Annotated in this window: 25 protein-coding genes; 13 read left to right on the plus strand and 12 right to left on the minus strand. The window is 66.6% G+C overall.

Annotated features, from left to right (window positions below; all coding sequences use genetic code 11):
* The 3 genes from lpdA (at position 1) to WFK61_RS08380 (ending at position 2,203) form a co-directional block, all read left to right on the plus strand.
* Positions 1–1,404 (plus strand): dihydrolipoyl dehydrogenase, encoded by a 1,404-nt coding sequence (lpdA, locus tag WFK61_RS08370; RefSeq protein ID WP_336811071.1) that lies wholly within the window; start codon positions 1–3, stop codon positions 1,402–1,404.
* Between the two features lie 158 nt (positions 1,405–1,562).
* Positions 1,563–1,859, plus strand: a complete 297-nt coding sequence (locus WFK61_RS08375; RefSeq protein ID WP_336811072.1) for a nucleotidyltransferase family protein — start codon at positions 1,563–1,565, stop codon at positions 1,857–1,859.
* A complete protein-coding gene (locus WFK61_RS08380) occupies positions 1,859–2,203 on the plus strand; it encodes a HepT-like ribonuclease domain-containing protein (RefSeq protein WP_336811073.1) in 345 nt (114 codons plus the stop codon). Before WFK61_RS08375 ends, WFK61_RS08380 begins: the two co-directional genes overlap by 1 nt.
* Before the next feature lie 2 nt (positions 2,204–2,205).
* Here WFK61_RS08380 and folD read toward each other — a convergent pair whose 3' ends face one another.
* Entirely contained in the window at positions 2,206–3,066 is an 861-nt protein-coding gene (gene folD / locus WFK61_RS08385; RefSeq protein ID WP_336811074.1) for a bifunctional methylenetetrahydrofolate dehydrogenase/methenyltetrahydrofolate cyclohydrolase FolD, read from the minus strand.
* 189 nt (positions 3,067–3,255) lie between these two features.
* On the opposite strand from folD, the gene WFK61_RS08390 reads away from it, so the two are divergent.
* The 5 genes from WFK61_RS08390 to WFK61_RS08410 all read left to right on the plus strand — a co-directional run bounded on the left by WFK61_RS08390 (position 3,256) and on the right by WFK61_RS08410 (position 8,358).
* Entirely contained in the window at positions 3,256–4,581 is a 1,326-nt protein-coding gene (locus tag WFK61_RS08390; RefSeq protein WP_336811075.1) for a cytosine deaminase, read from the plus strand.
* Positions 4,578–6,002 carry an FAD-binding oxidoreductase gene (locus WFK61_RS08395; RefSeq protein ID WP_336811076.1) on the plus strand — a complete coding sequence of 475 codons (1,425 nt, stop codon included), beginning with the start codon at positions 4,578–4,580 and terminating at the stop codon, positions 6,000–6,002. The genes WFK61_RS08390 and WFK61_RS08395 overlap by 4 nt, the downstream gene beginning before the upstream one ends.
* A gap of 170 nt (positions 6,003–6,172) precedes the next feature.
* Positions 6,173–6,754 carry an NAD(P)H-dependent oxidoreductase gene (locus WFK61_RS08400; protein ID WP_336811077.1) on the plus strand — a complete coding sequence of 194 codons (582 nt, stop codon included), beginning with the start codon at positions 6,173–6,175 and terminating at the stop codon, positions 6,752–6,754.
* Positions 6,755–6,857: 103 nt separating this feature from the next.
* The gene (locus WFK61_RS08405) at positions 6,858–7,340 is read left to right on the plus strand and encodes a MarR family winged helix-turn-helix transcriptional regulator (protein WP_336811078.1); all 483 of its coding nucleotides are present in this window, start codon (positions 6,858–6,860) and stop codon (positions 7,338–7,340) included.
* Positions 7,341–7,434: 94 nt separating this feature from the next.
* The gene (locus WFK61_RS08410) at positions 7,435–8,358 is read left to right on the plus strand and encodes a DMT family transporter (RefSeq protein ID WP_336811079.1); all 924 of its coding nucleotides are present in this window, start codon (positions 7,435–7,437) and stop codon (positions 8,356–8,358) included.
* A 16-nt stretch (positions 8,359–8,374) separates the two neighbouring features.
* Here WFK61_RS08410 and WFK61_RS08415 read toward each other — a convergent pair whose 3' ends face one another.
* The 3 genes from WFK61_RS08415 to WFK61_RS08425 form a co-directional block, all read right to left on the minus strand.
* On the minus strand, positions 8,375–10,339 hold the full coding sequence (locus tag WFK61_RS08415) for a potassium transporter Kup (RefSeq protein WP_442896277.1): 1,965 nt from the start codon (positions 10,337–10,339) through the stop codon (positions 8,375–8,377).
* Positions 10,340–10,417: 78 nt separating this feature from the next.
* Entirely contained in the window at positions 10,418–11,692 is a 1,275-nt protein-coding gene (gene ispG / locus WFK61_RS08420; RefSeq protein ID WP_336811080.1) for a flavodoxin-dependent (E)-4-hydroxy-3-methylbut-2-enyl-diphosphate synthase, read from the minus strand.
* A gap of 12 nt (positions 11,693–11,704) precedes the next feature.
* The gene (locus WFK61_RS08425; RefSeq protein ID WP_336811081.1) at positions 11,705–12,247 is read right to left on the minus strand and encodes a Fur family transcriptional regulator; all 543 of its coding nucleotides are present in this window, start codon (positions 12,245–12,247) and stop codon (positions 11,705–11,707) included.
* Positions 12,248–12,359: 112 nt separating this feature from the next.
* Between WFK61_RS08425 and WFK61_RS08430 the strand changes: the two genes are divergently transcribed.
* The 3 genes from WFK61_RS08430 (at position 12,360) to WFK61_RS08440 (ending at position 14,926) form a co-directional block, all read left to right on the plus strand.
* The gene (locus WFK61_RS08430; protein WP_336811082.1) at positions 12,360–13,145 is read left to right on the plus strand and encodes a 3-hydroxybutyrate dehydrogenase; all 786 of its coding nucleotides are present in this window, start codon (positions 12,360–12,362) and stop codon (positions 13,143–13,145) included.
* Positions 13,142–14,215, plus strand: coding sequence for a patatin-like phospholipase family protein (locus tag WFK61_RS08435; protein ID WP_336811083.1), 1,074 nt, complete (start codon positions 13,142–13,144; stop codon positions 14,213–14,215). Before WFK61_RS08430 ends, WFK61_RS08435 begins: the two co-directional genes overlap by 4 nt.
* A 294-nt stretch (positions 14,216–14,509) precedes the next feature.
* Positions 14,510–14,926 (plus strand): DUF3830 family protein, encoded by a 417-nt coding sequence (locus WFK61_RS08440; protein ID WP_047578809.1) that lies wholly within the window; start codon positions 14,510–14,512, stop codon positions 14,924–14,926.
* 57 nt (positions 14,927–14,983) lie between these two features.
* On the opposite strand, the gene ybaL is transcribed toward WFK61_RS08440, so the two are convergent.
* From ybaL to WFK61_RS08455, 3 genes are all read right to left on the minus strand, one after another.
* Positions 14,984–16,852 (minus strand): YbaL family putative K(+) efflux transporter, encoded by a 1,869-nt coding sequence (ybaL, locus tag WFK61_RS08445; protein ID WP_336811084.1) that lies wholly within the window; start codon positions 16,850–16,852, stop codon positions 14,984–14,986.
* Positions 16,853–17,004: 152 nt separating this feature from the next.
* Positions 17,005–17,325, minus strand: coding sequence for a polyhydroxyalkanoic acid system family protein (locus tag WFK61_RS08450; protein ID WP_336811085.1), 321 nt, complete (start codon positions 17,323–17,325; stop codon positions 17,005–17,007).
* A 137-nt stretch (positions 17,326–17,462) separates the two neighbouring features.
* Entirely contained in the window at positions 17,463–17,672 is a 210-nt protein-coding gene (locus tag WFK61_RS08455; RefSeq protein ID WP_336811086.1) for a hypothetical protein, read from the minus strand.
* A gap of 175 nt (positions 17,673–17,847) precedes the next feature.
* On the opposite strand from WFK61_RS08455, the gene WFK61_RS08460 reads away from it, so the two are divergent.
* The gene (locus tag WFK61_RS08460) at positions 17,848–18,513 is read left to right on the plus strand and encodes a hypothetical protein (RefSeq protein WP_336811087.1); all 666 of its coding nucleotides are present in this window, start codon (positions 17,848–17,850) and stop codon (positions 18,511–18,513) included.
* 109 nt (positions 18,514–18,622) lie between these two features.
* Here the strand turns inward: WFK61_RS08460 and WFK61_RS08465 are convergent, their stop codons facing one another.
* Complete coding sequence (locus tag WFK61_RS08465) at positions 18,623–18,922, minus strand: hypothetical protein (protein ID WP_336811088.1); 300 nt, start codon at positions 18,920–18,922, stop codon at positions 18,623–18,625.
* A 254-nt stretch (positions 18,923–19,176) separates the two neighbouring features.
* On the opposite strand from WFK61_RS08465, the gene WFK61_RS08470 reads away from it, so the two are divergent.
* Positions 19,177–19,485: a hypothetical protein gene (locus WFK61_RS08470; protein WP_336811089.1), complete on the plus strand. Its 309-nt coding sequence runs from the start codon at positions 19,177–19,179 to the stop codon at positions 19,483–19,485.
* Positions 19,486–19,527: 42 nt separating this feature from the next.
* Here WFK61_RS08470 and iolB read toward each other — a convergent pair whose 3' ends face one another.
* The 4 genes from iolB to WFK61_RS08490 all read right to left on the minus strand — a co-directional run bounded on the left by iolB (position 19,528) and on the right by WFK61_RS08490 (position 25,356).
* On the minus strand, positions 19,528–20,325 hold the full coding sequence (gene iolB, locus WFK61_RS08475; protein ID WP_336811090.1) for a 5-deoxy-glucuronate isomerase: 798 nt from the start codon (positions 20,323–20,325) through the stop codon (positions 19,528–19,530).
* Positions 20,326–20,481: 156 nt separating this feature from the next.
* The gene (gene iolE, locus WFK61_RS08480; protein ID WP_336811091.1) at positions 20,482–21,366 is read right to left on the minus strand and encodes a myo-inosose-2 dehydratase; all 885 of its coding nucleotides are present in this window, start codon (positions 21,364–21,366) and stop codon (positions 20,482–20,484) included.
* Positions 21,367–21,398: 32 nt separating this feature from the next.
* Positions 21,399–23,249: a 3D-(3,5/4)-trihydroxycyclohexane-1,2-dione acylhydrolase (decyclizing) gene (gene iolD / locus WFK61_RS08485; RefSeq protein WP_336811092.1), complete on the minus strand. Its 1,851-nt coding sequence runs from the start codon at positions 23,247–23,249 to the stop codon at positions 21,399–21,401.
* Between the two features lie 172 nt (positions 23,250–23,421).
* On the minus strand, positions 23,422–25,356 hold the full coding sequence (locus WFK61_RS08490) for a bifunctional 5-dehydro-2-deoxygluconokinase/5-dehydro-2-deoxyphosphogluconate aldolase (RefSeq protein WP_336811093.1): 1,935 nt from the start codon (positions 25,354–25,356) through the stop codon (positions 23,422–23,424).
* Positions 25,357–25,376 lie beyond the last annotated feature (20 nt).

Consider the following 25,376-nt stretch of genomic DNA (forward strand, 5'->3'; position numbering starts at 1 on the left):
ATGGCTGCGGCCTACGATCTCGTCGTCATCGGAACCGGCCCCGGCGGCTATGTCTGCGCCATCCGCGCCGCCCAGCTCGGCCTCAAGGTCGCGGTGGTCGAGAAGCGCAAGACCCATGGCGGCACCTGCCTCAATGTCGGCTGCATTCCCTCCAAGGCGCTGCTGCATGCGTCCGAGATGTTCGAGGAAGCCGGCCACACCTTCGAGAAGCTCGGCATCGTCGTCGGCAAGCCGAAGCTCGACCTCAAGGCGATGATGGCCCACAAGCAGGAGACGATCGACGCGAACGTCACCGGCGTCGGCTTCCTGCTGAAGAAGAACAAGATCGACGCCTTCCACGGCACGGCCTCGATCCCCGCCGCGGGCAAGGTCGTCGTGACCGCCGAGGACGGCAAGGCGCAGGAGATCGAGACCAAGAACATCGTCATCGCGACGGGCTCGGAATCGGCGCCGTTGCCGGGCGTGACCATCGACGAGAAGACGGTGGTGACCTCGACCGGCGCGCTTGAGATCGGCTCCGTGCCGAAGGAGCTCGTCGTGGTTGGCGCCGGCGTGATCGGCCTCGAGATCGGCTCGGTCTGGAGCCGCCTCGGCGCCAAGGTCACCGTCGTCGAGTTCCTCGACCGCATCCTGCCCGGCATGGACGGCGAGGTCGCCAAGCAGTTCCAGCGCATCCTGGAGAAGCAGGGCTTCACCTTCCAGCTCGGCTCCAAGGTCACCAAGGTCGAGACCGGCAAGAAGGGCGCGACCGTCAGCGTCGAGCCGGCGGCCGGCGGCGAGGCCAAGACGCTCAACGCGGACATCGTGCTGGTCGCGATCGGCCGCCGTCCGAAAACGGATGGCCTCGGCCTCGACAAGGCCGGCGTCGCGACCGAGCGCGGCCGCGTCGTCATCGACGATCATTTCAAGACCAATGTCGCCGGCATCTACGCCATCGGCGACGTGGTGCGCGGGCCGATGCTGGCGCACAAGGCCGAGGACGAGGGCGTCGCCGTCGCCGAGATCATCGCCGGCAAGCACGGCCATGTGAATTACGACGCCATTCCCGGCATCGTCTACACCGCGCCGGAAGTCGCCGCGATCGGCAAGACCGAGGAAGAGCTCAAGGCGGCCGGCGTCGCCTACAAGGTCGGCAAGTTCCCGTTCACGGCGAACGGCCGCGCCCGCGCCATGCGCCATACCGACGGCTTCGTGAAGGTGCTGGCCGATGCGGCCACCGACCGCGTGCTCGGCTGCCACATCATCGGCCCGCATGCCGGCGACCTGATCGCCGAGGTGACGGTGCTGATGGAGTTCGGCGGCTCCTCGGAAGACCTCGCCCGCACCTGCCACGCCCATCCGACGCTGGCCGAGGCGGTGAAGGAAGCCGCGATGGCGGTCGAGAAGCGCCAGATCCATATGTGATCGGCGGTTCCCGTCATTCTCGGGCGAAGCGCAGCTTCGACCCGAGAATGACGGGAGAACGTTGGTTTCCAAGATGGTCGGGCAAGCCCGACCAAGTCGGTTGAGGCCTCGGGTAACCTTGCTTTGGTTCATGGTCGATCTGATATAGGATCGGTCTCATGACCCGCGACGAAGCCACTGCCGAGTTGATCTGCCGTGCCAAGGTCTTGCGCGATCGTGGCGCGCAGGCAGCCTTCGTCTACGGATCGACCGCTCGCGACGAGGCGGGGGAGAACAGTGACATCGATATCTTCATCGATGTCGATCCCGACCGGAAGTTCTCGCTGCTCGATCTCGCGGGGATGCAGCGCTACCTGATGGAAGAGCTCGGTGTTGCGATCGATCTGACGACGCGATCGAGCCTGCATCCGAAGCTGCGGGATCAGATCGAAAGCGAGGCCGTTCGGATCTTCTGATGGCGAGGCGTGTCGATGTCGTTCTCGAAGACATTCTCGATGCCATCGGGATGATCGAGGATGCGGCCTCAGGTCATCATCGCACAAGTTTCGCCAAGGCCGCTTTTGCACAGCGTGGCATCGAGCGGTTGCTGGAGATCATTTCCGAAGCCGTTCGCCATCTGCCGGACGATCTGCTCGCGCTTCGCCCGGAGATCGCCTGGGTCGATATCCGGGCGATCGGCAACCTCATTCGCCACGAGTATTGGCGCGTCGATCCAGATATCGTCTGGGCCGTCGTGACCGACGATCTGCCGCCCTTGCGTGCGGCGATAGAACATCTTCTCGCGCAAGCGCGCCGCTGAACTCATCCCCGCCGCGCGTGGAAGGCCGTCAGCGTGTTCTTGAGCAGGCAGGCGATGGTCATGGGGCCGACGCCGCCGGGAACCGGGGTGACCGCGCCTGCGACCTTCACGGCTTCCGCGAAATCGACGTCGCCGGTCAGCTTGCCGTCGGGCAGGCGGTTGATGCCGACATCGATCACGGTCGCACCGGGCTTGATCCAGTCGCCCTTGACCATGCGCGGGCGGCCAACGGCGGCGATGACGATATCGGCGCGCTTCACCACGACGGCGAGGTCGCGCGTGCGCGAATGGGCGATTGTGACGGTGCAGTCGGCCTGGAGCAGGAGCTGGGCGACCGGGCGGCCGACCAGCTCGGAGCGGCCGATCACCACGGCGTCGAGGCCGGACAGCGAGGGCAGCGCCTGCTTCAGGAGGAGCATGGAGCCGAGCGGCGTGCAGGGCACGAGGCCGTTCTTGCCGCCGGCGAGGAGGCCGGCATTGATCGGGTGCAGGCCGTCGACATCCTTGGCCGGGTCGATGGCGTCGATGATGCGGCCGGTATCGATATGCTTCGGCAGTGGCAGCTGGACGAGGATGCCATCGACGCTGTCATCGGCATTGAGTTCGGCGAGCTTGGCGAGGAGCTGCGCCTCGGTGGTCTCCGCCGGCAGCCGGTGGGCGACGGAGTTCATGCCGACCTCGACGGCCAGCTTCTCCTTCGAGGCGACATAGACCTTGCTCGCCGGGTCCTCGCCGACGAGGACGACATGGAGGCCGGGCACGATGCCCCGCGCGGCCTTGATCGCCGCGACCTCGCGGCCGATCTCGGCCCTGAGCGCGGCCGCGGTGGCCTTGCCGTCGATTATGCGGGCGTCGCCGGTCATGGTCCGACCTCGTGTTGGCTGATGACGCCGCCCTCATGCGCGATCCGGCTCGCCTGAACAAGCCCGAATACAAGGCTTTTCCGGCTGCGACGCCATCAGCAGGGGAGGAGGGGCCGGCGCGGCTTGCGGCTGTTCCATCGGCCCGGTATCTCCGAACCGGAGCTTGAGCGGCAGGAGAGGCGAGACAACGTGACGACCGGTTTCGCCCGCCTGCCCGATGCGCCTGCCTTTCGCCTGACCGATCTGCGCGTGCCCGCCTGCCTGATCGAGGGCGTCGCTCTCCCCGCTGACCGCAATGGGTTGGCGCGTGTCGATATCGCGGTCGCAGATGGCCGCGTGGCCGTGATCGAGCCTGCCGGGGCGGCAGCCGCCGGGGTGGGGGCGGTCGTGAGCCTCGATGGCGGCATCGCGCTGCCGCGGCTCGTCGATGCCCATGTCCATCTCGACAAGGGCCATATCTGGCCGCGCAGCCCCAATCCGGACGGGACCTTTCCCGGCGCGCTCGCCACCGTCGGTGCGGACCGCGAGGCGAACTGGTCGGCTGTGGATGTGCGGGCGCGGATGGATTTCTCGCTGCGCGGTGCCTTCGCCCACGGCACGGCGGCGATGCGGACGCATCTCGACTCGCTGGGCAAGCAGATCAGCATCTCCTGGCCGGTTTATGCGGAATTGCGGGCGGAATGGGCCGGGCGCATCGCGCTGCAGGCCTCGCCGCTGTTCGGGGCCGATGCCGCGCTCGACCCTGCCCATATGCAGGCGATCGTCGCGGCCGTGAAGGCGCATGGCGACGGGCTGCTCGGCTGCGTGACCTATATGATCCCCGAGCTCGACCGGGCGCTCGACATCCTGTTCCAGGCGGCGATCGAGAACGGCTTCGATCTCGATTTCCATGTCGACGAGACCAATGACCCGGCGGCGCGCTCGCTGGAGCACATCGCCGATGCGGCTCTGCGCCATCGCTTCGAGGGCAGAATCCTCTGCGGGCATTGCTGCTCCCTGGCGCTTCAGGCGCCGGAGGACGAGGCGCGCATCATCGCCAAGGTCCGCGAGGCCGGCATCGCCGTGGTCTCGCTGCCGCTGTGCAATATGTACCTTCAGGATCGCCAGCCCGGCCGTACGCCGCGCTGGCGTGGCGTCACGGCGCTGCATGAATTGAAGGCGGCCGGCGTGCCGGTGATGATCGCCTCCGACAATACGCGCGATCCGTTCTACGCCTATGGCGATCTCGATCTCGTCGAGGTGCTGCGCGAGGGCACGCGCATCCTCCAGCTCGACCATTCCGGGCCGGACTGGGCCGATGCCGTGGCGCGCACGCCGGCGCAGACGATGGGCATCGCAGCCGGCGTCATCGCTGTCGGCGCGCCGGCCGATCTCATCCTGACGCGGGCGCGCGACTGGACCGAACTCTTCTCCCGGCCGCAGGCCGACCGCACCGTGCTGGTTGCCGGCCGTGCGGTCGACCGAACCTTGCCGGACTACCGCGAACTCGACCATCTGATGGGCAGAGCATCATGACCGCACGCTACGACATCGCCACGCTGAAGACGCGCCTCGGTGGCATCCGCACCGAGGAGAACCCGGCGCTGGTGAAGCAGAAGAGCCGCGACTTCTTCTGGTATTCGCCGATCCTCAAGCGCCAGCTCGACCATGTCGTCGGCGATATCGTGGTCTCGCCGACGAGCGAGGCGGAGGTCGTGCAGGTGCTCGCCGCCTGCCACGAACTCGGCATCCCCGTGACGCCGCGCGGCACCGGCACCGGCAATTACGGGCAGGCCATGCCGCTCTCCGGCGGCGTGCTGCTCGACCTTTCCGGCTTCAACAAGGTCAAGGAGATCGCTGCCGGCCGCTATGTCGCCGAGCCCGGCGCGATCATGGCCCGGATCGACGACGAGACGCGGGCGCATTCGCGGCAGGAGCTGCGTCTGCACCCCTCGACCTACCAGACGGCCTCGATCGGCGGCTTCATCGCCGGCGGCTCGGGCGGCGTCGGCTCGATCAAATGGGGCGGCTTGCGTGACTGGGGCAACATCATCCGGCTCAAGGTCGCGACGATGGAAAAAAGCCCGCGCATCCTCGAATTCTCCGGCGAGGACCTGCACAAGGTCGCCCATGCCTATGGCACCAACGGCATCATCACCGAGGTCGAGATGCCGCTCGGCCCGGCCTATAACTGGGTCGATGTCATCGTCGGCTTCGATGACCTGCGGGCTGCGACCGAATTCGCCAATGCGGTCGGCGAGCAGGACGGGCTAGCGCTGAAGAATCTCTGCGTCGTCGCGGCCCCGGCCCCGCATGACTACTTCCTGCGCCATCGCAAGTTCCTGCCGCGCGACAGCCATCTCGTCATCGTCATGGCCGCCGATTTCGCCGTCGATGCGCTCTGCGCCTATGCTCGCCGCTTCAAGGGTGCGGAGCTGCTGCTGCGCACCGACAAGCTCGCGCCGGAGGACGCCAAGGGGCTGCCGCCGGCCTATGAGCTCGGCTGGAACCACACGACGCTCAGGGCTTTGCGCGTCGATCCGGCGATCACCTATCTGCAGGTGCTCTATCCCTATCCCAACCAGGTCGAGCTGGTGGACAAGATCCATGCCCGCTTCGGCGACGAGGTGACCTGCCATCTCGAATTCGTGCGCTTCGACGGCAAGATCACCTGCTTCGGCCTGCCGCTGGTGCGCTTCACCAGCGAGGAGCGGCTGGAGGAGATCATGGCGATCCACGAGGAGATGGGCGCGCCGATCTTCAACCCGCATCGCTACACGCTGGAGGAGGGCGGCATGAAGCAGACCGACGAGACGCAGCTCGCCTTCAAGCGCGAGGCCGATCCGCAAGGCCTGCTCAACCCCGGCAAGATGATCGCCTGGGAAGACCCGTCCTACGACTACCGCTCGGGCAAGACCTTCCTGTTCCGCAGCCTCAGCGAGGCCGGGGTCGGCTAAGGATCGTGTCGAGTTTGCAGGGAAACACGACGTCATCCCGGGCTTGACCCGGGATCCATCGAAGGCCGCCCGAGCTCTACGATGGATCCCGGATCGGCGCCGCTTCGCGGCTTGTCCGGGATGACGTCGTGGCTCCTTCGGAAAGCAATCCGCTCTCGGAAACACCCGCCATGCGCGTCCTCGTCCTCTATGCCCATCCGGTGCCGGAAAGCTTCGGCGCCGCCATCCACGAGACGGTCGTTGCCAGCCTGAAAGCGGCGGGGCACGAGGTCGACGATTGCGATCTCTATGCCGAGGGCTTCGACCCGGTGCTGAGCCGGGAAGAGCGGCGCGGTTATCACGACACGGCCAGCAACACGCTGCCGGTCGCTAACTATGTCGAGCGGGTGAAGCGGGCCGAGGCGCTGGTGCTGTGCTTCCCGGTCTGGAATTTCGGCTATCCCGCGATTCTCAAGGGCTTCCTCGATCGCGTCTTCCTGCCCGGCGTCTCGTTCAAGATGGTCGACGGCAAGGCGCAGCCGGCTCTGCACAATATTCGCCGGCTGGTCGCAGTGACCAGCTATGGCGGCTCGCGCTGGCGCGCCTTCCTGATGGGCGACCCGCCGCGCAAGGCGGTCTGCCGGGCATTGCGGGCGGTCTGTCACCCGCTGACGCGCACGACCTATCTCGCTCATCACGAGATGAATCTCTCGACTCCGGCCAGCCGGGCCGCTTTCCTGAAAAAAGTCGCGACCAAACTCACGCTCTCGTAGCTCTGACATCCGATTGTCATCTCGTTGTCATGTTCGCGCGCGAGTACGCAGCCGGCGAAGCGTCTGCTTACCCGTCCAAGGATCGGCCCGAAGGATCGACCTCATGACCAAGGCAATCGAGAAGAGTGTCGGCCGTGCCCTGCTCGTCACCGCGCGGCTGCACCGCTCGCGGATGGGCGAGAGGCTGAACGGGCTGGGCCTGTTTCCCGGGCAGGAGCAGGCGCTGAAGGCGCTGCAGCCGGCCCCGATGACGATGGGCGAGTTGGCTGCGCTGCTGCGCGTCAAGCCACCGACCGTGTCGAAGACGATCGGGCGGCTCTCGCTGCAGGGCCTCGTGACCCGCGAGGGCGGCAATCGCGACGGCCGCCTCGTTCAGGTCGCCCTGACCGAGGCCGGCCAGAGCACCGCCGCCGAACTCGATGCGGTCTGGAACGAGGTCGAGGAAGAACTCCTCGACAAGCTCGACGGCAAGGAGCGCAAGCAGTTGCGCAAGCTCCTGCGCAAGGCGGCCAAAGGCCTCTCCAAGGCCGGCGCCGAGCATGACGACGCCGATGGCGATCTCGACGAGGCCGATAGCGACGCCTGATTTCTGCATGGAGCGCATGCTTCAACGTAGTGGCCAGGCTGTCTAAATCGGTTCAATCTGCTCTCGTCATTCCTCCAGAGCATGGCGAGACTCTGTGTCCTCCCCTCCAGTGGCGCCTTCCGAGACGGGCCGGGCGCGCATGGCCGCTATCGGCCTGATGTGCGCGGCCGTTCTGCTGTTCTCGATGCTGGATACCAGCGCGAAATGGCTGGGCCAGTCGATGAACCCGCTGCAAGTGGTGTTCGCGCGCTATGCCGGCAGCATGATCCTGGTGCTCGCGGTGATCAATCCGTGGACGCGGCCCGGCGTGTTGCGGACCAAGCGCCCGTGGCTGCAATGGAGCCGCTCGCTGCTGCTGCTCGGCTCGACCGCGCTCAACTTCGTGGCGCTGCGCTATCTCCAGCTCGCCGAGACGATCTCGATCATGTTCGCGACGCCGCTGCTGGTGGCGCTGGCCTCCGGCCCGCTGCTCGGCGAATGGCCGGGGCCGCGCCGGCTCGCGGCGATCGGCGTCGGCTTCATCGGCGTGCTGGTGGTGACGCGGCCCGGCATCGGCGGCATGCATCCGGCGGCCTTGCTGATCGTGCTCGGCTGCCTGTGCTACGCCTTCTACTCGCTCTCGACCCGGATGCTCTCCGGCCATGATTCATCGGAAACGACGATGATCTACTCGGGCGCGGCGGGGACGCTGGCGACCATCCCGCTCCTGCCCTGGATCTGGGAGACGCCGCAGACACTGCTGCCCTGGCTGCTGATGATCGCCGTCGGCGCGCTCGGCGGCTTCGGCCACTGGCTGCTGATCCTGGCGCACCGGCTGGCGCCGGCCACGGTGCTGGCGCCCTTCATCTATTCGCAGATCATCTGGATGCTGCTGCTCGGCTGGCTGGTCTTCGACCAGTTGCCGGACCGCTGGACCTTCGTCGGCGCCGGGATCGTGATCTCGTCCGGGCTCTACCTGCTCTATCGCGAGCGGGTGCAGCATGTGCCGAAGGAAGCGGCTTCGGCCAGGCTGGATTGAGGGCCGAAAAGACGCGTCAGACCGTGACCTGCGTGCCGACCTCGACGACGCGGCCGGTCGGGATCTGGAAGAAGTTCGTCGCGTCGGTCGCGCTCTTGGTCAGGCCGATGAAGAGATTGTCCTGCCAGACCGGCATGCCCGATTGCGGCGAGGCCTTGATCGAGCGGCGCGACAGGAAGAACGAGGTCGACATGATGTCGAACTTGAAGCCCTGCTTGCGCAGCATGGCCAGGCCCTTCGGTACGTTCGGGCTCTCCATGTAGCCGTAGACCATGTCGACCCGCCAGAAATCGTCGGTGATGCGGGCGAGGCGCACGCGCTCCTCTTCCAGCACGCGCGGCGTGTCGGCCGAGCGCACGGTCAGGATGACGTTGCGCTCGTGCAGCACCTTGTTGTGCTTGAGGTTGTGCAGCAGCGAGGCCGGCGCGGTCTCCGGGTCGCTGGTCAGGAACACGGCCATGCCCTTCACGCGGGCCGGCGGGCTCTTCGAGAGCATGGTGACGAGCTCGAGCAGCGGCACGTCGGTCTTGCGGGTCTTGTCGAACAGGATCTTGGTGCCGCGCATCCAGGTCCACATCACCAGCGTCAGGCCCATGGCGAGCAGCACCGGCACATAGCCGCCGTGGAACAGCTTCAGCATGTTGGCCGAGAAGAAGGACACGTCGACGAGGAAGAAGGGCAGGATGAGCGCTGCGGTCGCCAGCGGGCTCCAGCCCCAGTGGCGGCGGATGACGATGGCGGCGAGCATCGACGAGACCACCATCGTGCCGAAGACCGAGATGCCATAGGCATGCGACAGGCTCGACGAGGTCCGGAACGACCAGACCAGGATCAGCACGACGACGAGGAGCAGCAGGTTGACGCGCGGGACGTAGATCTGGCCGGAGGTCTGCTCCGAGGTGTGGCGGATCTCCATGCGCGGCAGGAGGCCGAGCTGAATCGCCTGCCGGGTCAGCGAGAAGGCGCCGGTGATGACGGACTGGCTGGCGATGATGGTCGCGACCGTCGCCATGATCACGAAGGGCAGCAGCAGACCCTGCGGTGCGAGCCGGTAGAACGGATTGTCGATGGCGCTGGGGTCGGAGAGGATCAGCGCGCCCTGGCCGAGATAGTTGAGCCAGAGTGCCGGGAAGACGACATAGAGCCAGGCGCCCCGGATCGGGCCGCGGCCGAAATGACCCATATCGGCATAGAGCGCCTCGGCGCCAGTCACAGCGAGACAGACCGAGCCGAGCACGGCCAGCGCCACGCCGGCATGATCGCGGAAGAAGAGCAGGGCGTAATACGGGTTGATCGAGCGGAAGACGCTGAGATCGTCGGCGATATGGTAGATGCCGAGCCCTGCCAGCGTCAGGAACCAGACCAGCATGATCGGGCCGAAGAAGGTCGCGACGCGATGCGTGCCGTGGCTCTGCATCACGAACAGGCCGATCAGGATCACCGAGGCGATCCAGAGGATGTAGTCGTTCAGCACCGGGGTGACGAGCTTGATGCCTTCGATCGCCGAGAGCACCGAGATCGCCGGGGTGATGACGGTGTCGCCGTAGAACAGGCCGGCGCCGATCATGCCGAGCAGCAGGGCGACATGGCTGCGGGCGCGCCCGAGGCTGCGCTGGGCCAGCGCGACGAGGGTGAGAATGCCGCCTTCGCCGTTATTGTCGGCGCGCATCAGCAGCACGACATATTTCAGCGTGACGACGACGACGAGCGACCAGAGGATCAGCGAGAGCACGCCAATGACGACGCTGGCGGGAATGACCGCGCCCTGTTCGCCCCCGGTCGCGGCCAATAGCGTTTCGCGCAGCGCGTAGAGCGGGCTCGTGCCGATATCGCCGTAGACGACGCCGAGCGCGCCCAAAGCCAGCGCGCCGTAGCCCATCTTGCCGTGCCCGTGGCCGCCATTCTCGCCATGGCCGGCATCGATGCCGAAGCGGGAATCCTCCGGCCGGACGGTCGCAGGATTCGGGTTCTCATGCCCCATCAGGGATCTCCGCGCATGCTGCGGTGCAGCGAAAGGCCGGGGCCTCTAGCACGTTGCGGGCGGCGCGCAAAGGCGCGATCAGCCGGTGGCGCCGAGACCGGCGCCGTAGCGCCGCTCGACATAGGTCGCGACCATGGTCTTGAATTCGGCGGCGATGCCGGCGCCGCGCAGCGTCGCGACTTTCTTGCCATCGACGAAGACGGGGGCGGTCGGCGCCTCGCCGGTACCGGGCAGCGAGATGCCGATATCGGCATGCTTGGACTCGCCGGGGCCGTTGACGATGCAGCCCATCACCGCGACGTTGAGGTTCTCGACGCCGGGATAGCGCGTCTTCCACTCGGGCATGGACGTGGAAATCCAGCTCTGGATGTCCTGCGCCAGCTCCTGGAACACGGTCGAGGTGGTGCGGCCGCAGCCAGGGCAGGCGGCCACCAGCGGCACGAAGGCGCGGAAGCCCATGGTCTGGAGCAGCTCCTGCGCCGTCTTGACCTCGAGCGTGCGGTCGCCGCCGGGCTCGGGCGTCAGCGAGTAGCGGATGGTGTCGCCGATGCCTTCCTGCAGGAGGATGCCGAGCGCGGCCGAGGAGGCGACGATGCCCTTCGAGCCCATGCCGGCCTCGGTCAAGCCGAGATGGATGGCGTAATTCGCCCGGCTCGCCAGCATGCGGTAGACCGTGATCAGATCCTGCACTCCGGAGACCTTGGCTGAGAGGATGATGAATTCGCGGGCGAGGCCGAGTTCCTCGGCACGCTCGGCCGAGAGCAGGGCTGACTGGACCATCGCTTCGCGCATGATGGCGCGGGCATCGAGCGGGCGAACGGCGCGCGCGTTCTCGTCCATCAGCGCCGTCAGCAGCTCCTGATCGAGCGAGCCCCAGTTGGCGCCGATGCGCACCGGCTTGCTGTGCTTGATCGCAAGCTCGATGATCTGGCCGAACTGCTTGTCTTTCTTGTCCTTGAAGCCGACATTGCCGGGGTTGATCCGGTATTTCGCCAGAGCTTCGGCGCAGGCCGGATGGTCGGTCAGCAGCTTGTGGCCGATATAGTGGAAGTCGCCGACCAGCGGCACGTCGACGCCGATGCGATCGAGCCTCTCGCGGATCTTCGGGACGGCCGCCGCCGCCTCGTCGCGATCGACGGTGATGCGGACGAGCTCCGAACCCTGTCGGGCGAGCGCGGCGACCTGGGCTACCGTCGCCGCGATATCGGCGGTGTCGGTATTGGTCATCGACTGTACGACGATGGACGCGCCGCCGCCGACGGTGACATGGCCGACCTTGACGGGGACGGTGAGCTGGCGGCCCAGCGGGCCCGCACGTTCCGGCGTCAGATAGGAAAAGGCGCGCTCATTCATGCGGCTGCTCTATCATGAACCGGCATTCCGGCAATGCTCGCAACGGCCGACGATCTCGACCATCTGGTGCGAGGGAGAGAATTGCCGGTTTTCCGCGATCGCCGCCACCGCTTTCTTCATCGCAGGCGAGGAATCCTCGTCGACGCCGCCGCAGGATTCGCAGATCAGGAAGGCGACGACCTCGCCCGCGCCATGACCGTGCAGGCAGGCGATATAGGCGTTCTTCGAGGAGAGGCGGTGGACGAAGCCCTGCTCGACCAGGAAATCGAGCGCGCGATAGATCGAGATCGGCGCGAGCCGGCGCCCGCCGGCCGGCGAGATGCGGTCGGCCAGGTCATAGGCGCCGACGGGGCGATGGTCGGCATGGAGGGCTTCCAGCGCCTGCCGCCGGATCGGCGTCAGGCGCAGGCCCCGCTCGCGGCAGATCCGTTCGGCCCGGGCGAGCGCCTCCGCCGCATGGCGGCGGTGATCCTCGGCGTGGCGGCAATCGTGCCCGTCATGTGTGTGGTGCACATGGTCGTCATGCATATGCGCGTCTGACTGCATTTTCGTCATGTTGCGTTGCGAAGGGTCATCGGGCAACGTGCGGCGATATCCTGCCGTTCCATTGCCCTGTCTGGCCCGAACCTAAGCATTTTCTCCCCGATTGTCAGGAGCCTTGACGCTCATGTTCCTCAAAGACCGTACTGCTGCGATCACCGGCTCGACCTCCGGCATCGGCCTCGCCTATGCCCGCGCACTTGCCGCCGAGGGCGCCAACCTCGTCATCAACGGCATCATGCCCCCAGCCGATGCCGAGAAGCTGCGCACCGATCTCGAAAAGGAATTCGGCATCAAGGTGGTGTTCTCGGGCGCGGACATGACCAAGCCTGCCGAAATCGCCGGTTTCATCGCCGAGGGCGAGAAGGCCTTCGGCGCCATCGACATCCTGATCAACAATGCCGGCATCCAGTTCGTTTCGCCGATCGACGAGTTCCCGATCGAGAAATGGGACCAGATCATCGCCATCAACCTGTCCTCGGCCTTCCACACCATCCGCGCCGCGCTGCCGAAGATGAAGGAGAAGGGCTGGGGCCGCATCATCAACACGGCCTCCGCGCATGCCTTCGTCGCCTCGCCCTTCAAGTCGGCCTATGTCGCGGCCAAGCACGGCATCGCCGGCCTGACCAAGACGGTGGCGCTCGAAGTCGCGACCAAGGGCATCACCGTCAACGCCATCGCGCCCGGCTATGTCTGGACGCCGCTGGTCGAGAAGCAGATCCCGGACACGATGAAGGCGCGCAACATGACCAAGGAGCAGGTCATGAACGACGTGCTGCTCGCGGCGCAGCCGACCAAGGAATTCGTCACGGTCGAGCAGGTCGCGGCGCTGGCCCTGTTCCTGTGCACGGATTCGGCGAAGTCGATCACCGGGACGACGCTGCCGATGGATGGCGGCTGGACCGCCGCGTGAGCGGTCGCCCCTCCCGCAAGCCCGAGCCGGTCAAGGGACTGGTCGGGCCCAAGGCGGAGAAGACGGTTTCGCTCGCGCTGCAGGGCGGAGGCGCGCATGGCGCCTTCACCTGGGGCGTGCTCGACGCCGTGCTCGAAGACGGGCGCCTCGGCATCGAGGCGCTGACCGGCACCAGCGCGGGGGCGATGAACGCCGTCGTGCTAGCCGAGGGCTGGATCGACGGTGGCATCGACGGTGCCCGCGCCAAGCTCGAGGCCTTCTGGCGGGCGATCAGCGTCGACGGCAAATATGGCGGCTCGGAACGCTCGCTGCTCGACACGATGCTCGGCGCCTGGGGCAACAATAACGGCACGCCGCCGGGCATGCTGTTCTTCGAGATGTTCGCGAAGGTGGCGAGCCCCTATGACGTCAACCCGCTGAACATCAATCCGCTGCGCGGCGTGGTTGCCGATCTCATCGATTTCGAGAAGGTCAGGGCCTGCGACGCGGTGAAGCTGTTCATCGCCGCGACCAATGTCCGCACCGGCAAGATCGCGGTGTTCGACGGCAAGGACCTGACCCCGGACCATGTGATGGCCTCGGCCTGCCTGCCGATGGTGTTCCAGGCGGTGGAGATCGACGGCGAGGCCTATTGGGACGGCGGCTATATGGGCAATCCCGCCCTGTTTCCGCTGTTCTACCAGGCGCATTGCGACGACATCCTGCTCGTCCAGATCAACCCGATCCAGCGGCGCGAGCTGCCGACCAAGGCGCGCGAGATTCAGGACCGGCTGAACGAGATCACTTTCAACGCCTCGATGCTGCGCGAGCTGCGCGCGATCGATTTCGTCAACCGGCTGATCGATGACGGCAAGCTGCCGCGCGAGGAATACAAGCGCGTGCTGATGCATCGCATCGACGGCGGGCCGCCGCTGGCGGAGCTGACCTCTTCGTCGCGGATGAATGCGGAATGGTCCTTCCTGCTGAAGCTGCGTGACATGGGCCGGACTGCCGGCAAGCGCTGGCTGAAGCGCAATTACGAGGCGATCGGCAAGACCGGCACGCTCGACCTGCGGGAAGCGATCGGCTGAGCGGCTGCGTGATTTTCCATGGAACCTGGCGGGTCATCCCGGGCGACCGTAGGGAGACCCGGGATCCATTCCCGAACGCATCCGAAAGAGGTTCAGGCATGGATCCCGGATCTCCGCTGCGCTCCGTCCGGGATGACGCGCGCTTTTTTGTGAAAGGGTGGCGCAGGCGAATCCGCTAGCGCCGCACATCCTTCACGTTCCGGCGTCTCACTTGTTCCGGGAGTGCTCTTGCGCGGGCCTCGGGGCTGATGTCATTCAGCGGGTTCGAAACGCTTCCAAGAAGACGGGGATTTCATGAGCAAGCTGATCGTCACCGCCGGGCCGTTCAAGTTCGACGCCAAGTTCGAGCTGGAAGCCGCGCCGAAGACCTGCGCCGCCTTCAAGAAGCAGATGCCGTTCATCAGCAAGATGGTGCATGTGCGCTGGAGCGGCGAGGGCGTCTGGATGCCGCTCGGCGATCTCGATTTCGGCGTCGGCTACGAGAACAACACGGCCTATCCGGCCCCCGGCCATATCATCCTGTATCCGGGCGGCGTCAGCGAGACCGAGATCCTGCTCGCCTATGGCGGCGTGCAGTTCGCCAGCAAAGCCGGCGTGCTCTCCGGCAACCACTTCATCACCCTGACCTCGGGCCTTGAGAACCTCTACACGCTCGGCCGCAAGACGCTCTATGAAGGCGTGCAGGACGTGCGCTTCGACCTCGTCGACTGAGCGCGGTCAGCGACTGGATATGAGAAAGGGCGGGGTGCCTGGCACCCCGCCCTTTTCTTATGCCGCAGCCGGAGGATCGGCCGGCGGGTCTTCCGTTGGCTTGGCCGCGGGCGGCTTGGGGACCGGCAAGGCGGCAATCGTGTCGGGCTTTGCCGCTTCGGAGGGGGCTTCCGGTTCAGCCGGCGCGGGCCTGGCGGTGCCCTGGAGGTTCTGGCAGAGCGAGAGCATGGCGCGGGCGATCTCGGCCTCGCCCATGATCGTCAGCGTCGCCCCGCATTTGGTGAGATGCGCGACCTCGGCGTCGGAGTGCGCACGCGCGACGATCGGCAGGGCCGGGTTCTCGGCGCGGGCCTGCTCGCAGACTTGGCCCGCCTCGAAGCTGCCGGGGATGGCGACGAAGAGACGCACGGCCCGGCCGACGGCGGCGGCGGCGAGAACCTCGGGATCGGCGGCATTGCCCACGAGCAGCTCGGCGCCGTCGCGCTTCGCCGTCGCGACCGCGTCAGGATTGTCCTCGATGACCAGGAGCTTGGCGCCCTGCGAGAGCAGGCCGGCGCCGAGCAGGCTGCCGACGCGGCCATAGCCGACGATCACGATATGATCGGCGAGGCTGGTCGTGGTGATGTCGCGCTCCGGCGGGGGGGCGGCTTGCGACTCGGGAGCCTTGGCCTCGGGCTCGCTGGCCTCGGGAGTGGTCGCCGGCTTCGGCTTTGCGGCCGGAGCTTCCGGCGCCAACCGTTCGGCCAGGGCGAAGACGACCGGATTGAGCAGGATCGAGAGGATCGCGCCGGCGAGGATCAGGTCGCGCCCCTGTGCCGGCAGGATGCCGAGCGCGGTGCCGAGGCCGGCGAGAATGAAGGAGAACTCGCCGATCTGGGCAAGCGAGGCGGAGATGGTCAGGGCGGCGGTCTGCGAGCGGCCGAAGGCGCGCATGATCAACCAGGCCGCGACGGATTTGCCGATCAAGATGATGGCCAGCGTGCCGATCAGCGGACCCGGTGCGCGTAGAAGGATGCCGGGATCGAAGAGCATGCCGACCGAGACGAAGAACAGCACTGCGAAGGCGTCGCGCAGCGGCAGCGTTTCCTCGGCCGCGCGCTGCGAGAGCGGCGATTCCGACAGGATCATGCCGGCGAAGAAGGCGCCGAGCGCGAAGGAGACGCCGAACAGGGTCGCGGCCGCGTAGGCGACGCCGAGGGCGACAGCGAGCACCGCCAACCGGAACAGCTCGCGCGAGCCGGTATGGGCGACCCAGTGCAGCACCCAGGGAATGACGCGCCGGCCGATGACGAGCATGAAGGCGAGGAAACCGATCAGCTTGGCGAAGGTCAGGCCGAGCACGCCCCAGACGCCGAGGTCGAAGCGGGTGGCGAGCGGCGCGCTGCCACCGGATGGCGTGCCGTTGATGATTTCGGCCAACACCGGCAGCAGCACCAGCGCCAGCACCATCGCGATGTCCTCGACGATGAGCCAACCGACCGCGATGCGTCCGCGCTCGGTCTGGACGAGGCGCCGCTCCTGCAGCGAGCGCAGCAGCACGACCGTCGAAGCGGTGGAGAGTGCCAGACCGAAGACCGCTCCCGAAAACCAGCTCCAGCCAAGCCAGGTGCCGAGCCCGAGCCCAAGCAGCGTCGCGATGCCGATCTGGACGACGGCGCCGGGCACGGCGATCGCCTTCACCGAGAGCAGGTCCTTCAGGGAGAAATGCAGGCCGACGCCGAACATCAGCAGGATGACGCCGATCTCGGCCAGTTCATTGGCGAGGTTCTGGTCTCCGACGAAGCCGGGCGTGAAGGGGCCGGCGGCGACGCCGGCGAGGAGATAGCCGACGAGAGGCGAAATCCGCAGTCTCTGGGCAAGCGCCCCGAAGACGAAAGCAAGGCCAAGGCCCGCAACGATGATGGCGATCAGCGGGCCGTGATGCATGGGTCTCCCGAATCCGAAAGGTCAAGAAATCAAGATTGTTTGAACTTTCGGAGCATGGGGTTTCGAGCCGTCGATTTCAACCGAAGGACGTACGACTTTTCAGGCTTTGGCTGCCGAAAATTCCGGCCGTCGGGAATGGCGGGCGATACGGTTCACGCCTTCGGCTTCTCCAGCAGGATCTGGCCCTGCTTCTCGACGCCGATCTTGAGCTTCTCGGCGAAGACCGCGAGCATCCAGGGCAGCGTCACCTCGACGCGGATCAGCCGATCCTCGACCTCGACGCGACCATGGACGGTGTGGCCGAGCGCGCCGACGCCGAAATGCAGCGCGTCGCCCTCCCAGCGCTCCTCGACCAGCTGCATCCGGACCATGCCGAGTCGGTCGCGGATCTTGTCGACGCCGCCGCGCAGGCGTGCCAGCGCCGCGTCCCGGCCGAGATCATGCGAGATGGTGATGGAAACCGGCTTGCCCATGTCAGCTCATCGGAAAGGGAAGGAGGCCGGTATATGGCCATGAGGCGGGCGCTTTGCCAGCGCCGCATGAAAAAGCCCGCCGAAAGGGCGGGCCTGATTGTCGATCGCTTTGCCGGAACAGCCGGCTTTCATAGGCTTCAGTCGCGATTGCTCAGGCGCTTCTGGCCCGACTGGGTGACTCGCCAGATGGTCCCGTCCGACTCGACGAGGCCGCGATCCTGCAGCGAATGCAGCATCGTCTCGTCGAAGATGAAGTGACGGGTTTCCTCTTCGATGCTCTCCAGCGCGATCCATTCGGGATCTGAGAGAACGAACGGGTGAGCGATCTGGAGGTGCTGAACGTGCATGCGCGTCTCCTTCTCGTTGAATGCCCCTGTTCTTTAGTAGCTCGCATCCAATCATGACGCGGTCATGGCCGAACAGATGTCGAATCGTGACCCAGTTGTTTTGTCGCGGGCTGGAACCCGGCCGCGCCCGCCTCGTTCTCTCGTCATGTTCCCTGTCAGAAACGGAGAGACCGCCATGGCGATCAGCAGCAACAGCTTCCCGCCCGACGTTCCGAAGCCCGCCGACGAGGCGCGCGAGACCATCGGCGCGAGCGTGAGCAGCCTGCGCGGCAAGGCGGCGGAGTTCGCGGACAAGGCCAGCGAGACCGTCAAGGGCGGCTACGAGCGCGCCAAGGAGGCCTGGGACGAGGCGGAGCCGCTCGAGACCGTCCGCGACGGCGGGCAGGCGGTGGTGCGCAGCGTGGAGCGCCACCCGCTCGCCGCGCTCGGCCTCGGTCTCGCCGGGATCGGCCTCGTCGCCTGGGCGGCGCTGCGCAGCCAGCCCTCGTCCGGGTGGGAGCGCTATCAGCCGGATTACGGGCGCTGGCGGGGCTGGCTCCAGGATTACGGTTCCGAAGCGGCCGATGCCGGCAACCGGACCCTGAAATCAGGCGGCAGCTGGCTGCGCTCGCAGCGCGATGTCGCGGATGATTATGCCGACCGTGCCGGCGATTATGCGGCGGTGGCGCGTGCCTATGCCGATCGCGGCGGACGCATGCTCGCGAAGCGGGCGGAGCGGGAGCCGATGGCGGTCGTGGTCGGGCTGGGTCTTGCAGCCTATGTCATCGGCTCGCTGCTGATGTCGAGTTCAGCCAGCGAGCGCCCGGCCGCTCCTGCCCGCAAGCGGGCTGCCCGGCGCTAATCGCGCTAGCGACTCCTACTACCCATTCCAAGAAAAAGCCCTGCGGCGCAAAGCACCGCAGGGCTTCTCTATTCCTAGGGCATCTTCCTCAGGAAGGCGCCCCGTTATCTCACCACCAGTAGCCACGACGGCCGTAGTAGCCGCCACGGTAATAGGAGCGGTTGTCGGCAGCGATCAGGGCGCCGCCGATGACACCAGCGGCCACGCCGGCAGCGACGGCCGAGCCGGCCTCGTTCGAGGCGCGACGGTTCTCGACATAGTTCGCCGAACGGCACTGCTGATAGGCACGGGTGCCGGGACGGAAGCCCTGGGACTCACAGGTCACTTCGGCGTCGGCCATCGACTCCTGCGCGGTCTGGCAACCGGCGAGGAGCGCAGCCATCGCGCCAACAATCAGAATGCTACGCATATTTTATCCTTTTCAGCCTCCCATTGGCCTGATCCGACTTAAGAGCAGCTGGGACGGCAGGTCAAGAATGACGCGGTCTTTGCGTTAAAGTTCGCAACGTCAAATCGCGACAATTCCGCTGCAATCGCGACAATCTCGCGAAGGTTGCGGGAGAGGCTGCGGCTTCGGAGCGGTTTCGCGACGGTCCGGGCTTGCATTTGCCTCGCAGCGGCGGAACATGGCGCTGACCCGATCAGCACAGTCCGGACGTGACGATGCCCCGCCTTTTCATCCTTCTGCCCGCCTTGCTGCTCGGCGCCTGCGCCTATCACACCTCGCGCAGCAGCATCGTCGTGGTGACCGATGCGCAAAGCGTTGTGGAGAATTGCACGATGCTGGGTGAGGTCGACGGTCAGGACAGCTCCCATTCGATGATGCCGCTCGACAAGACGCGCGATTCGGTGATCGTGCGCCTGAAGATCGCTGCCGGGGAACTCGGCGGGACCCATGTCCTCGCCAAGGCCGCGGACATCAAGTGGAAGGGGCCGGAGACCAACGGCACCGTCTACAAGTGCAAGCCCTGAGGCGCGGACGAACCGCGCCTCGATGGCTTCCCGGCAGGGGGCTCAGGCCTTCAGCAGCCACTCGTGCTCGGCGGCGTTGTGGAACTTCCAGGTCCGCTTCGGGCCGGCCATGACGTTCAGATAATAGAGATCGTAGCCGTGGCAGGTGGCGCAGGGGTGGTAGCCCTTGGGCACCAGCACGACGTCGCCGTCCTCGATCGCCATGGCCTCGTCCAGGCTGCGGTCATCAGTGTAGACGCGCTGGAAGCCGAAGCCCTGCGGCGGGTTGAGCCGATGGTAATAGGTCTCTTCCAGATGGGATTCGCGCGGCAGGTCGTCCCGGTCGTGCTTGTGAGGCGGGTAGCTGGACGTATTGCCGGCCGGGGTGATGACCTCGACGACGAGCAATGAATCCGCCGGCTCGTTCTCGGGCAGGATGTTGGTGACGTGGCGGGTGTTGGAGCCCTTGCCACGGATCTCCTGGCCGAGATCGTCCGGGCTGATGACGCGGACAGGCAGGCCGCCCTTGAGACCGGGCGCCGTGCAGACAGCGAGTTCGAGGTCGGTCGTCGCGGTGACCGACCAGTCGGATCCCTCAGGGAGATAGACCGACCAGGGCTTGCCCTCGAAGGGGCTCATCCGCTGGCCGAGTTCGCCGAGCGCGGCGCCGCCGGCCGTCATCTTGCCCTTGCCGGTGACGAAGACGAGGCAGGTCTCGCGGGTGCCGGTCTCAGCCGAGACGGTCTCGCCCGGTTTCAGACGGTGCAGGTCGAAGCCGACATAGGTCCAGCCGGCGTTTTCCGGCGTGACATGCGTGACGCGGCCGCTCTTGCCCTGCGGCTTGACCTTGAGATGGGACATGGGGTGCTCCTCGGGCCGGAAGTCAGCATAGCCCTCATCCTGAGGAGGCCCGTAGGGCCGTCTCGAAGGATGTTCCAGGAGGCTCCGGAACCACCTGGAACATCCTTCGAGACGCCGCTGACGCGGCTCCTCAGGATGAGGGCTTGTTGGTCAAACTCAAGCCAGCCCGGCTTCCTTGATGAAGCGGCTGAGATTGGCGTGGCCGAGCTTGGCATAGGTCGCCGGCTCCGCCTTCTTCGGATCCTGCTCGGCCTCGACGACGATCCAGCCGGAATAGCCCTGCAATTCCTTGAGCACGCGGACATAGTCGATCAGGCCGTCGCCCGGCACGGTGTAGACGCCGGCAAGCACGGATTCGAGGAAGGACCAGTCCTCGCGGTTCGAGCGCCACATCACGGCCTCGCGGATGTCCTTGCAATGGACGTGGTGGATGCGCGCCTTCCAGTGTCTGATGATGCGGGCCGGGTCGCCGCCGCCCCAGGTGGCGTGACCGGTATCGAGCAGCAGGCCGACGGCCGGGCTGGTGACGCCCATGAACCGGTCGATCTCGGCCTCGGTCTGCACCACCGTGCCCATGTGATGGTGATAGACGAGCTGGAGGCCGTATTCGGCCTTCACGGCCTCGGCGAAGTTGGAGTAGCGCGTGCCGAAATCGTCCCAGCGGTTCTTCGGCAGCACGGGCCGGGCCGAGAGCGGCTTGGCGATGTCGGAATGGATCGCGTTCGAGGTTTCGGCCGCGATCAGGACCGAACAGCCCATGTCGCGCAGCAGCGTCGCATGGGCCTTCACGGCGACCATCTCGGCGGCGACGTCGCGGACGAGCAGCTCGGTCGAGTACCAGCCGGAGACCAGCGCGTGGCCATGGGCGTCGAGGATCGGCTTCAGCTTGCCGGCCTCGCGCGGAAACTTGTTGCCGAGCTCCATACCGGTGAAGCCGGCCTCGCGGGCCTCTTTCAGGCAGGTTTCGAGCGGGATGTCGCCGCCGATCTCCAGCATGTCGTCATTCGACCAGCCGATGGGGTTCGCGCCGATGCGGATCATGTGTCGGGTCTTTCTTGCCAATGGAAACGGCTTCAGTTGCCGATGGTCTGACGCTTGCGTCGTTCGTCGTGATTCGCCCGCGCGGTGCGGACCTGCTCGCGCTGGCTCACTTCGGGCACCGCGACATCCCACCAGGCGCCGCCGGCGCCGGTCGAGATCAGCGGGTCGGTGTCGATGACGACGACGGTGGTGCGGGTGTTGGCCCTGGCTTGCGCCAGCGCGGTTTCGAGCTCGGCGACCGAGGCCGCCTTTACCGCGATCGCGCCCATGCTGGCGGCGTGCTGGACGAAGTCGATCTCCGGCAGCGTTTCGTGCCTGCTGTCCTTGAGCAGGTTGTTGAAGCTCTGGCTGCCGGTGGCCATCTGCAGGCGATTGATGCAGCCATAGCCGCGATTGTCGAGCAGGACGATGGTGAGCTTGAGGCCGAGCATCACCGAGGTCGCGATCTCGGAATTGAGCATCAGGTAGGAGCCGTCGCCGACCATGACGACGACCTCCTTGTCGGGCCGGGCCATCTTGGCGCCGAGCCCGCCGGCGATCTCGTAGCCCATGCAGGAGAAGCCGTATTCGGCGTGGTAGGAGCCGGGCGCGCCGGCCTGCCAGAGCTTGTGCAATTCGCCGGGGAGGCCGCCGGCGGCATGGAGCAGGATGACGTCGGAACCCAGCGTGCGCTGGACCGCGCCGATGACCTGTGCATCCGAGGGCAGGGCGGCATTGCTGGCGGCGGTCGCCTTGCCGGCTTCCTTCAGCCAGTCGGCCTTGCCGGCCCTGGCATTGGCCGTCCAGCTCTCGGGAGCCTTCCAGCTGCCGATGGCCTGCGCCAGATCGGCCAGACCTTCGCGAGCGTCGGCGACAACCGGCAGCGCGCGATGCTTGCCGGCGTCGAATGACTGGACGTTGAGGCCGATGATCGTCTTCTCGTCCGCGCCGAACAGCGCCCAGGAACCGGTGGTGAAATCCTGCAGGCGGGTGCCGACGGCGAGCACGAGATCGGCCTCGGCGGCGAGGCGGTTGGCGGCTTCCGTGCCGGTGACGCCGACGGCGGCCATGTTGAGCGGGTTGTCGTCGGGCAGGGCGGATTTGCCGCCTTGCGTCTCGCAGACGGGGATGCCGGTCGCGGCCGAGAAGCGGGCGAGCTCGTCGCTGGCGCCGGAATAGAGCACGCCGCCGCCGGCGACGATCAGCGGCTTCTTCGCCGCCTTCAGCGCCTCAGTGGCAGCCTTGAGCTCGTCGCGGTCGGAGCGGGGACGGCGCGGTGTCCAGATTCGCTCAGTGAAAAAGCTCTCGGGATAGTCGTAGGCCTCGGCCTGCACATCCTGACAGAGCGCGAGCGTCACCGGGCCGCACTCGGCCGGATCGGTCAGGACCTGCATGGCACGGGTCAGCGCCGGGATGATCTGCTCGGGCCGGGTGATGCGGTCGAAATAGCGCGAGACCGGCCGGAAGCAGTCATTGGCCGAGACGGTGCCATCGCCGAAATCCTCGACCTGCTGGAGGACCGGATCAGGGATACGATTGGCAAAGACGTCACCCGGCAGCAGCAGCACCGGCAGGCGGTTGACATGGGCGAGCGCCGCGGCGGTGACGAGATTGGTCGCGCCGGGGCCGATCGAGGTGGTCGCAGCCATGAAGCGGCGGCGCATGTTCGCCTTGGCATAGGCGATCGCCGCATGGGCCATCGCCTGCTCGTTATGGGCGCGGAAGGTCGGCAGGCGCTCGCGCTCATGCCAGAGCGCCTCGCCGAGGCCGGCGACATTGCCATGGCCGAAGATCGCCCAGACGCCGCCGAAGATCGGCAGGCGCTGCCCGTCGATCTCGGTCATCTGCGCGGCGAGATAGCGCGTCAGCGCCTGCGCCATGGTGAGGCGGACGGTGCGGGTCATTTCGGTTTCCGACTCTTTGCAACAAGTGACGGTGTCATCCCGGGCGACCGCAGGGAGACCCGGGATCCATTCCGGAGCCTAACTGATGAAGGCTCCGGAATGGATCCCGGATCGACGCCGCTGTCGCGGCTTGTCCGGGATGACCCGCGAGGATGAAAAGGCAGAACCAAGCTTACGCCGCCTTGCGGCCGCGCGTGGCAAGCCAGAGGCCGGTCAGTGCTTCGAAACGCCTGGCCATGTCGGCGATCGCGGCCTCGTCGTCGAGCTTGCCGGCAAGCCAGCCCTCGGCCGCGCTCATGAAGATGGTGCGGCCGACGGCGAAGCCCTTGACGATCGGGGCCGAGGCTGTGGCGGCGAAGCCGGCCTCCAGCTCCTCGGCCGGCGCATCGAGCCCGAGCAGCAGGACGCCGCGGCACCAGGGATCATGCTTCGCGATGGTCTTCTCGATCGCGGCCCAGGCGGCGGGGGAGGATTGCGGTTCCAGCTTCCACCAGTCCGGCTTGATGCCGAGCGCGTAGATTTCCTCCAGCGCGCGGGCGATCGTATCGGCGCCGAGCGGGCCGTTCTTGCTGGCGATGATCTCGATCAGCAATTCGCGGCCGACCTTGCGCGCCGCTTCGAACAGGCCGCGCAGCTTCTCCTGCTGCGCGCGCTTCAGCTCTTCCGGATCGTCGGGGTGATAGAAGCAGAGCGCCTTGATGCAGTGATCGACCGGCCATTCCGGCAGGAGCGAACCGATATCCTGGCTCGTCTCGAAGCGCAGCGGGCGCGAGCCCGGCAGCTCGACCGGGCGGCCGAGCCAGGCGAAGGGGTGGCGGGCGAATTCGAACATCGCCTCGCGGCCATGCTTCTCGTCGAGCAGCATGCCGTAGCCCGGGCGGCCACCAGCAACGCGGGCGGCGGCCTTGACCGCCAGAACCTTGAAGTCGCGGATGCGGGCGGGCTCGACTCCGAGCTTCGCGGCCAATTCTTCGAGCTGCGAGCGATGATCGCAGGCGAGCGCCATCAGCGAGGGGATGTCGCGGCGGCGCGTTGTCGCCCAGTGGATGTGGTTGATGTCCGCATCCTTGCGCAGCGCCCGGTGCGGGCTGCCGTTCCTGAGGAAATATTGCAGTTCCTCGAAGGTCGGGCTTTCCGGCGAGCAGAGCAGGCGCGAGACGGCGAAGGCGCCGCAGGCATTGGCCCAGGTCGCGGCCGTAGCGAGGCTTTCGCCGCCGAGCCAGCCACGCAGGAAGCCGGACATGAAGGCGTCGCCGGCGCCGAGCACGTTATAGACCTCGATCGGGAAGCCCTTGCCGATGATGCCCTCTTCGAGGTCGTCGGGGATCGCGCCTTCATAGACGATGCAGCCCATCGGGCCGCGCTTGAGCACGATGGTCGCAGGCGTGAGCGCACGGATCGTCTTCAGCGCCGGCAGCAATTCGCTTTCGCCGGAGGCGATCAGAACCTCTTCCTCGGTGCCGATGATCAGGTCGCAGCCGGGCAGGACGGTCTTCATCCGTTCGGAGACGGCCTGCGAGGCGATATAGCGGTTGTCGCCGGCATCATGCCCGGCGAGGCCCCAGAGATTGGGGCGGTAGTCGATGTCGAGCACGACCTTGCCGCCATTGCCGCGCATCAGCTTCATCGCCTTGCGCTGTGCAGCCTCGGGGCCGGGACGGGCGAAATGCGTGCCGGTGACGACGACGGCGCGGGCCTTGGCGATGAAGGCGGGGTCGATATCGCCTTCCTCCAGCGCCATGTCGGCGCAGTTCTCGCGGTAGAACAGCAGCGGGAAGGACTTGTCGCTCTCGACCGAGAGGATGGCGAGCGCGGTCAGGCGCTCGGGATCGGTCTTGAGGCCGTCGAGATTGACGCCCTCGCGGGCGAGCTGCTCGCGCAGGAAGCGGCCGAACTGCTCGTTGCCGACGCGGGTCAGCAGGGCCGAACGCAGGCCGAGCCGGGCGGTGCCGATGGCGATATTGGCCGGGCAGCCGCCGACCGACTTGGCGAAGGAGGTGACATCCTCCAGCCGCGAGCCGATCTGCTGGCCATAGAGATCGACCGAGGCACGGCCGATGGTGATGACGTCGAGCGCCTGCGTCGATCCGCCGAGCGGTCCCGTCATGTCTCTCTCCCGGCTGTGCT

It is taken from the genome of Allobosea sp. MMO-172 (assembly GCF_037147855.1).
In the GTDB taxonomy this organism is placed as follows: domain Bacteria; phylum Pseudomonadota; class Alphaproteobacteria; order Rhizobiales; family Beijerinckiaceae; genus Allobosea.

Coding starts and splice junctions, on each gene's coding strand:
- lpdA (WP_336811071.1), top strand. CDS start 1: ATGGCTGCGGCCTACGATCTCGTCGTCATCGGAACCGGCCCCGGCGGC.
- WFK61_RS08375 (WP_336811072.1), top strand. CDS start 1,563: ATGACCCGCGACGAAGCCACTGCCGAGTTGATCTGCCGTGCCAAGGTC.
- WFK61_RS08380 (WP_336811073.1), top strand. CDS start 1,859: ATGGCGAGGCGTGTCGATGTCGTTCTCGAAGACATTCTCGATGCCATC.
- folD (WP_336811074.1), bottom strand. CDS start 3,066: ATGACCGGCGACGCCCGCATAATCGACGGCAAGGCCACCGCGGCCGCG.
- WFK61_RS08395 (WP_336811076.1), top strand. CDS start 4,578: ATGACCGCACGCTACGACATCGCCACGCTGAAGACGCGCCTCGGTGGC.
- WFK61_RS08400 (WP_336811077.1), top strand. CDS start 6,173: ATGCGCGTCCTCGTCCTCTATGCCCATCCGGTGCCGGAAAGCTTCGGC.
- WFK61_RS08405 (WP_336811078.1), top strand. CDS start 6,858: ATGACCAAGGCAATCGAGAAGAGTGTCGGCCGTGCCCTGCTCGTCACC.
- WFK61_RS08415 (WP_442896277.1), bottom strand. CDS start 10,339: ATGGGGCATGAGAACCCGAATCCTGCGACCGTCCGGCCGGAGGATTCC.
- ispG (WP_336811080.1), bottom strand. CDS start 11,692: ATGAATGAGCGCGCCTTTTCCTATCTGACGCCGGAACGTGCGGGCCCG.
- WFK61_RS08425 (WP_336811081.1), bottom strand. CDS start 12,247: ATGACGAAAATGCAGTCAGACGCGCATATGCATGACGACCATGTGCAC.
- WFK61_RS08430 (WP_336811082.1), top strand. CDS start 12,360: ATGTTCCTCAAAGACCGTACTGCTGCGATCACCGGCTCGACCTCCGGC.
- WFK61_RS08440 (WP_047578809.1), top strand. CDS start 14,510: ATGAGCAAGCTGATCGTCACCGCCGGGCCGTTCAAGTTCGACGCCAAG.
- ybaL (WP_336811084.1), bottom strand. CDS start 16,852: ATGCATCACGGCCCGCTGATCGCCATCATCGTTGCGGGCCTTGGCCTT.
- WFK61_RS08450 (WP_336811085.1), bottom strand. CDS start 17,325: ATGGGCAAGCCGGTTTCCATCACCATCTCGCATGATCTCGGCCGGGAC.
- WFK61_RS08455 (WP_336811086.1), bottom strand. CDS start 17,672: ATGCACGTTCAGCACCTCCAGATCGCTCACCCGTTCGTTCTCTCAGAT.
- WFK61_RS08460 (WP_336811087.1), top strand. CDS start 17,848: ATGGCGATCAGCAGCAACAGCTTCCCGCCCGACGTTCCGAAGCCCGCC.
- WFK61_RS08465 (WP_336811088.1), bottom strand. CDS start 18,922: ATGCGTAGCATTCTGATTGTTGGCGCGATGGCTGCGCTCCTCGCCGGT.
- WFK61_RS08470 (WP_336811089.1), top strand. CDS start 19,177: ATGCCCCGCCTTTTCATCCTTCTGCCCGCCTTGCTGCTCGGCGCCTGC.
- iolB (WP_336811090.1), bottom strand. CDS start 20,325: ATGTCCCATCTCAAGGTCAAGCCGCAGGGCAAGAGCGGCCGCGTCACG.
- iolE (WP_336811091.1), bottom strand. CDS start 21,366: ATGATCCGCATCGGCGCGAACCCCATCGGCTGGTCGAATGACGACATG.
- iolD (WP_336811092.1), bottom strand. CDS start 23,249: ATGACCCGCACCGTCCGCCTCACCATGGCGCAGGCGCTGACGCGCTAT.
- WFK61_RS08490 (WP_336811093.1), bottom strand. CDS start 25,356: ATGACGGGACCGCTCGGCGGATCGACGCAGGCGCTCGACGTCATCACC.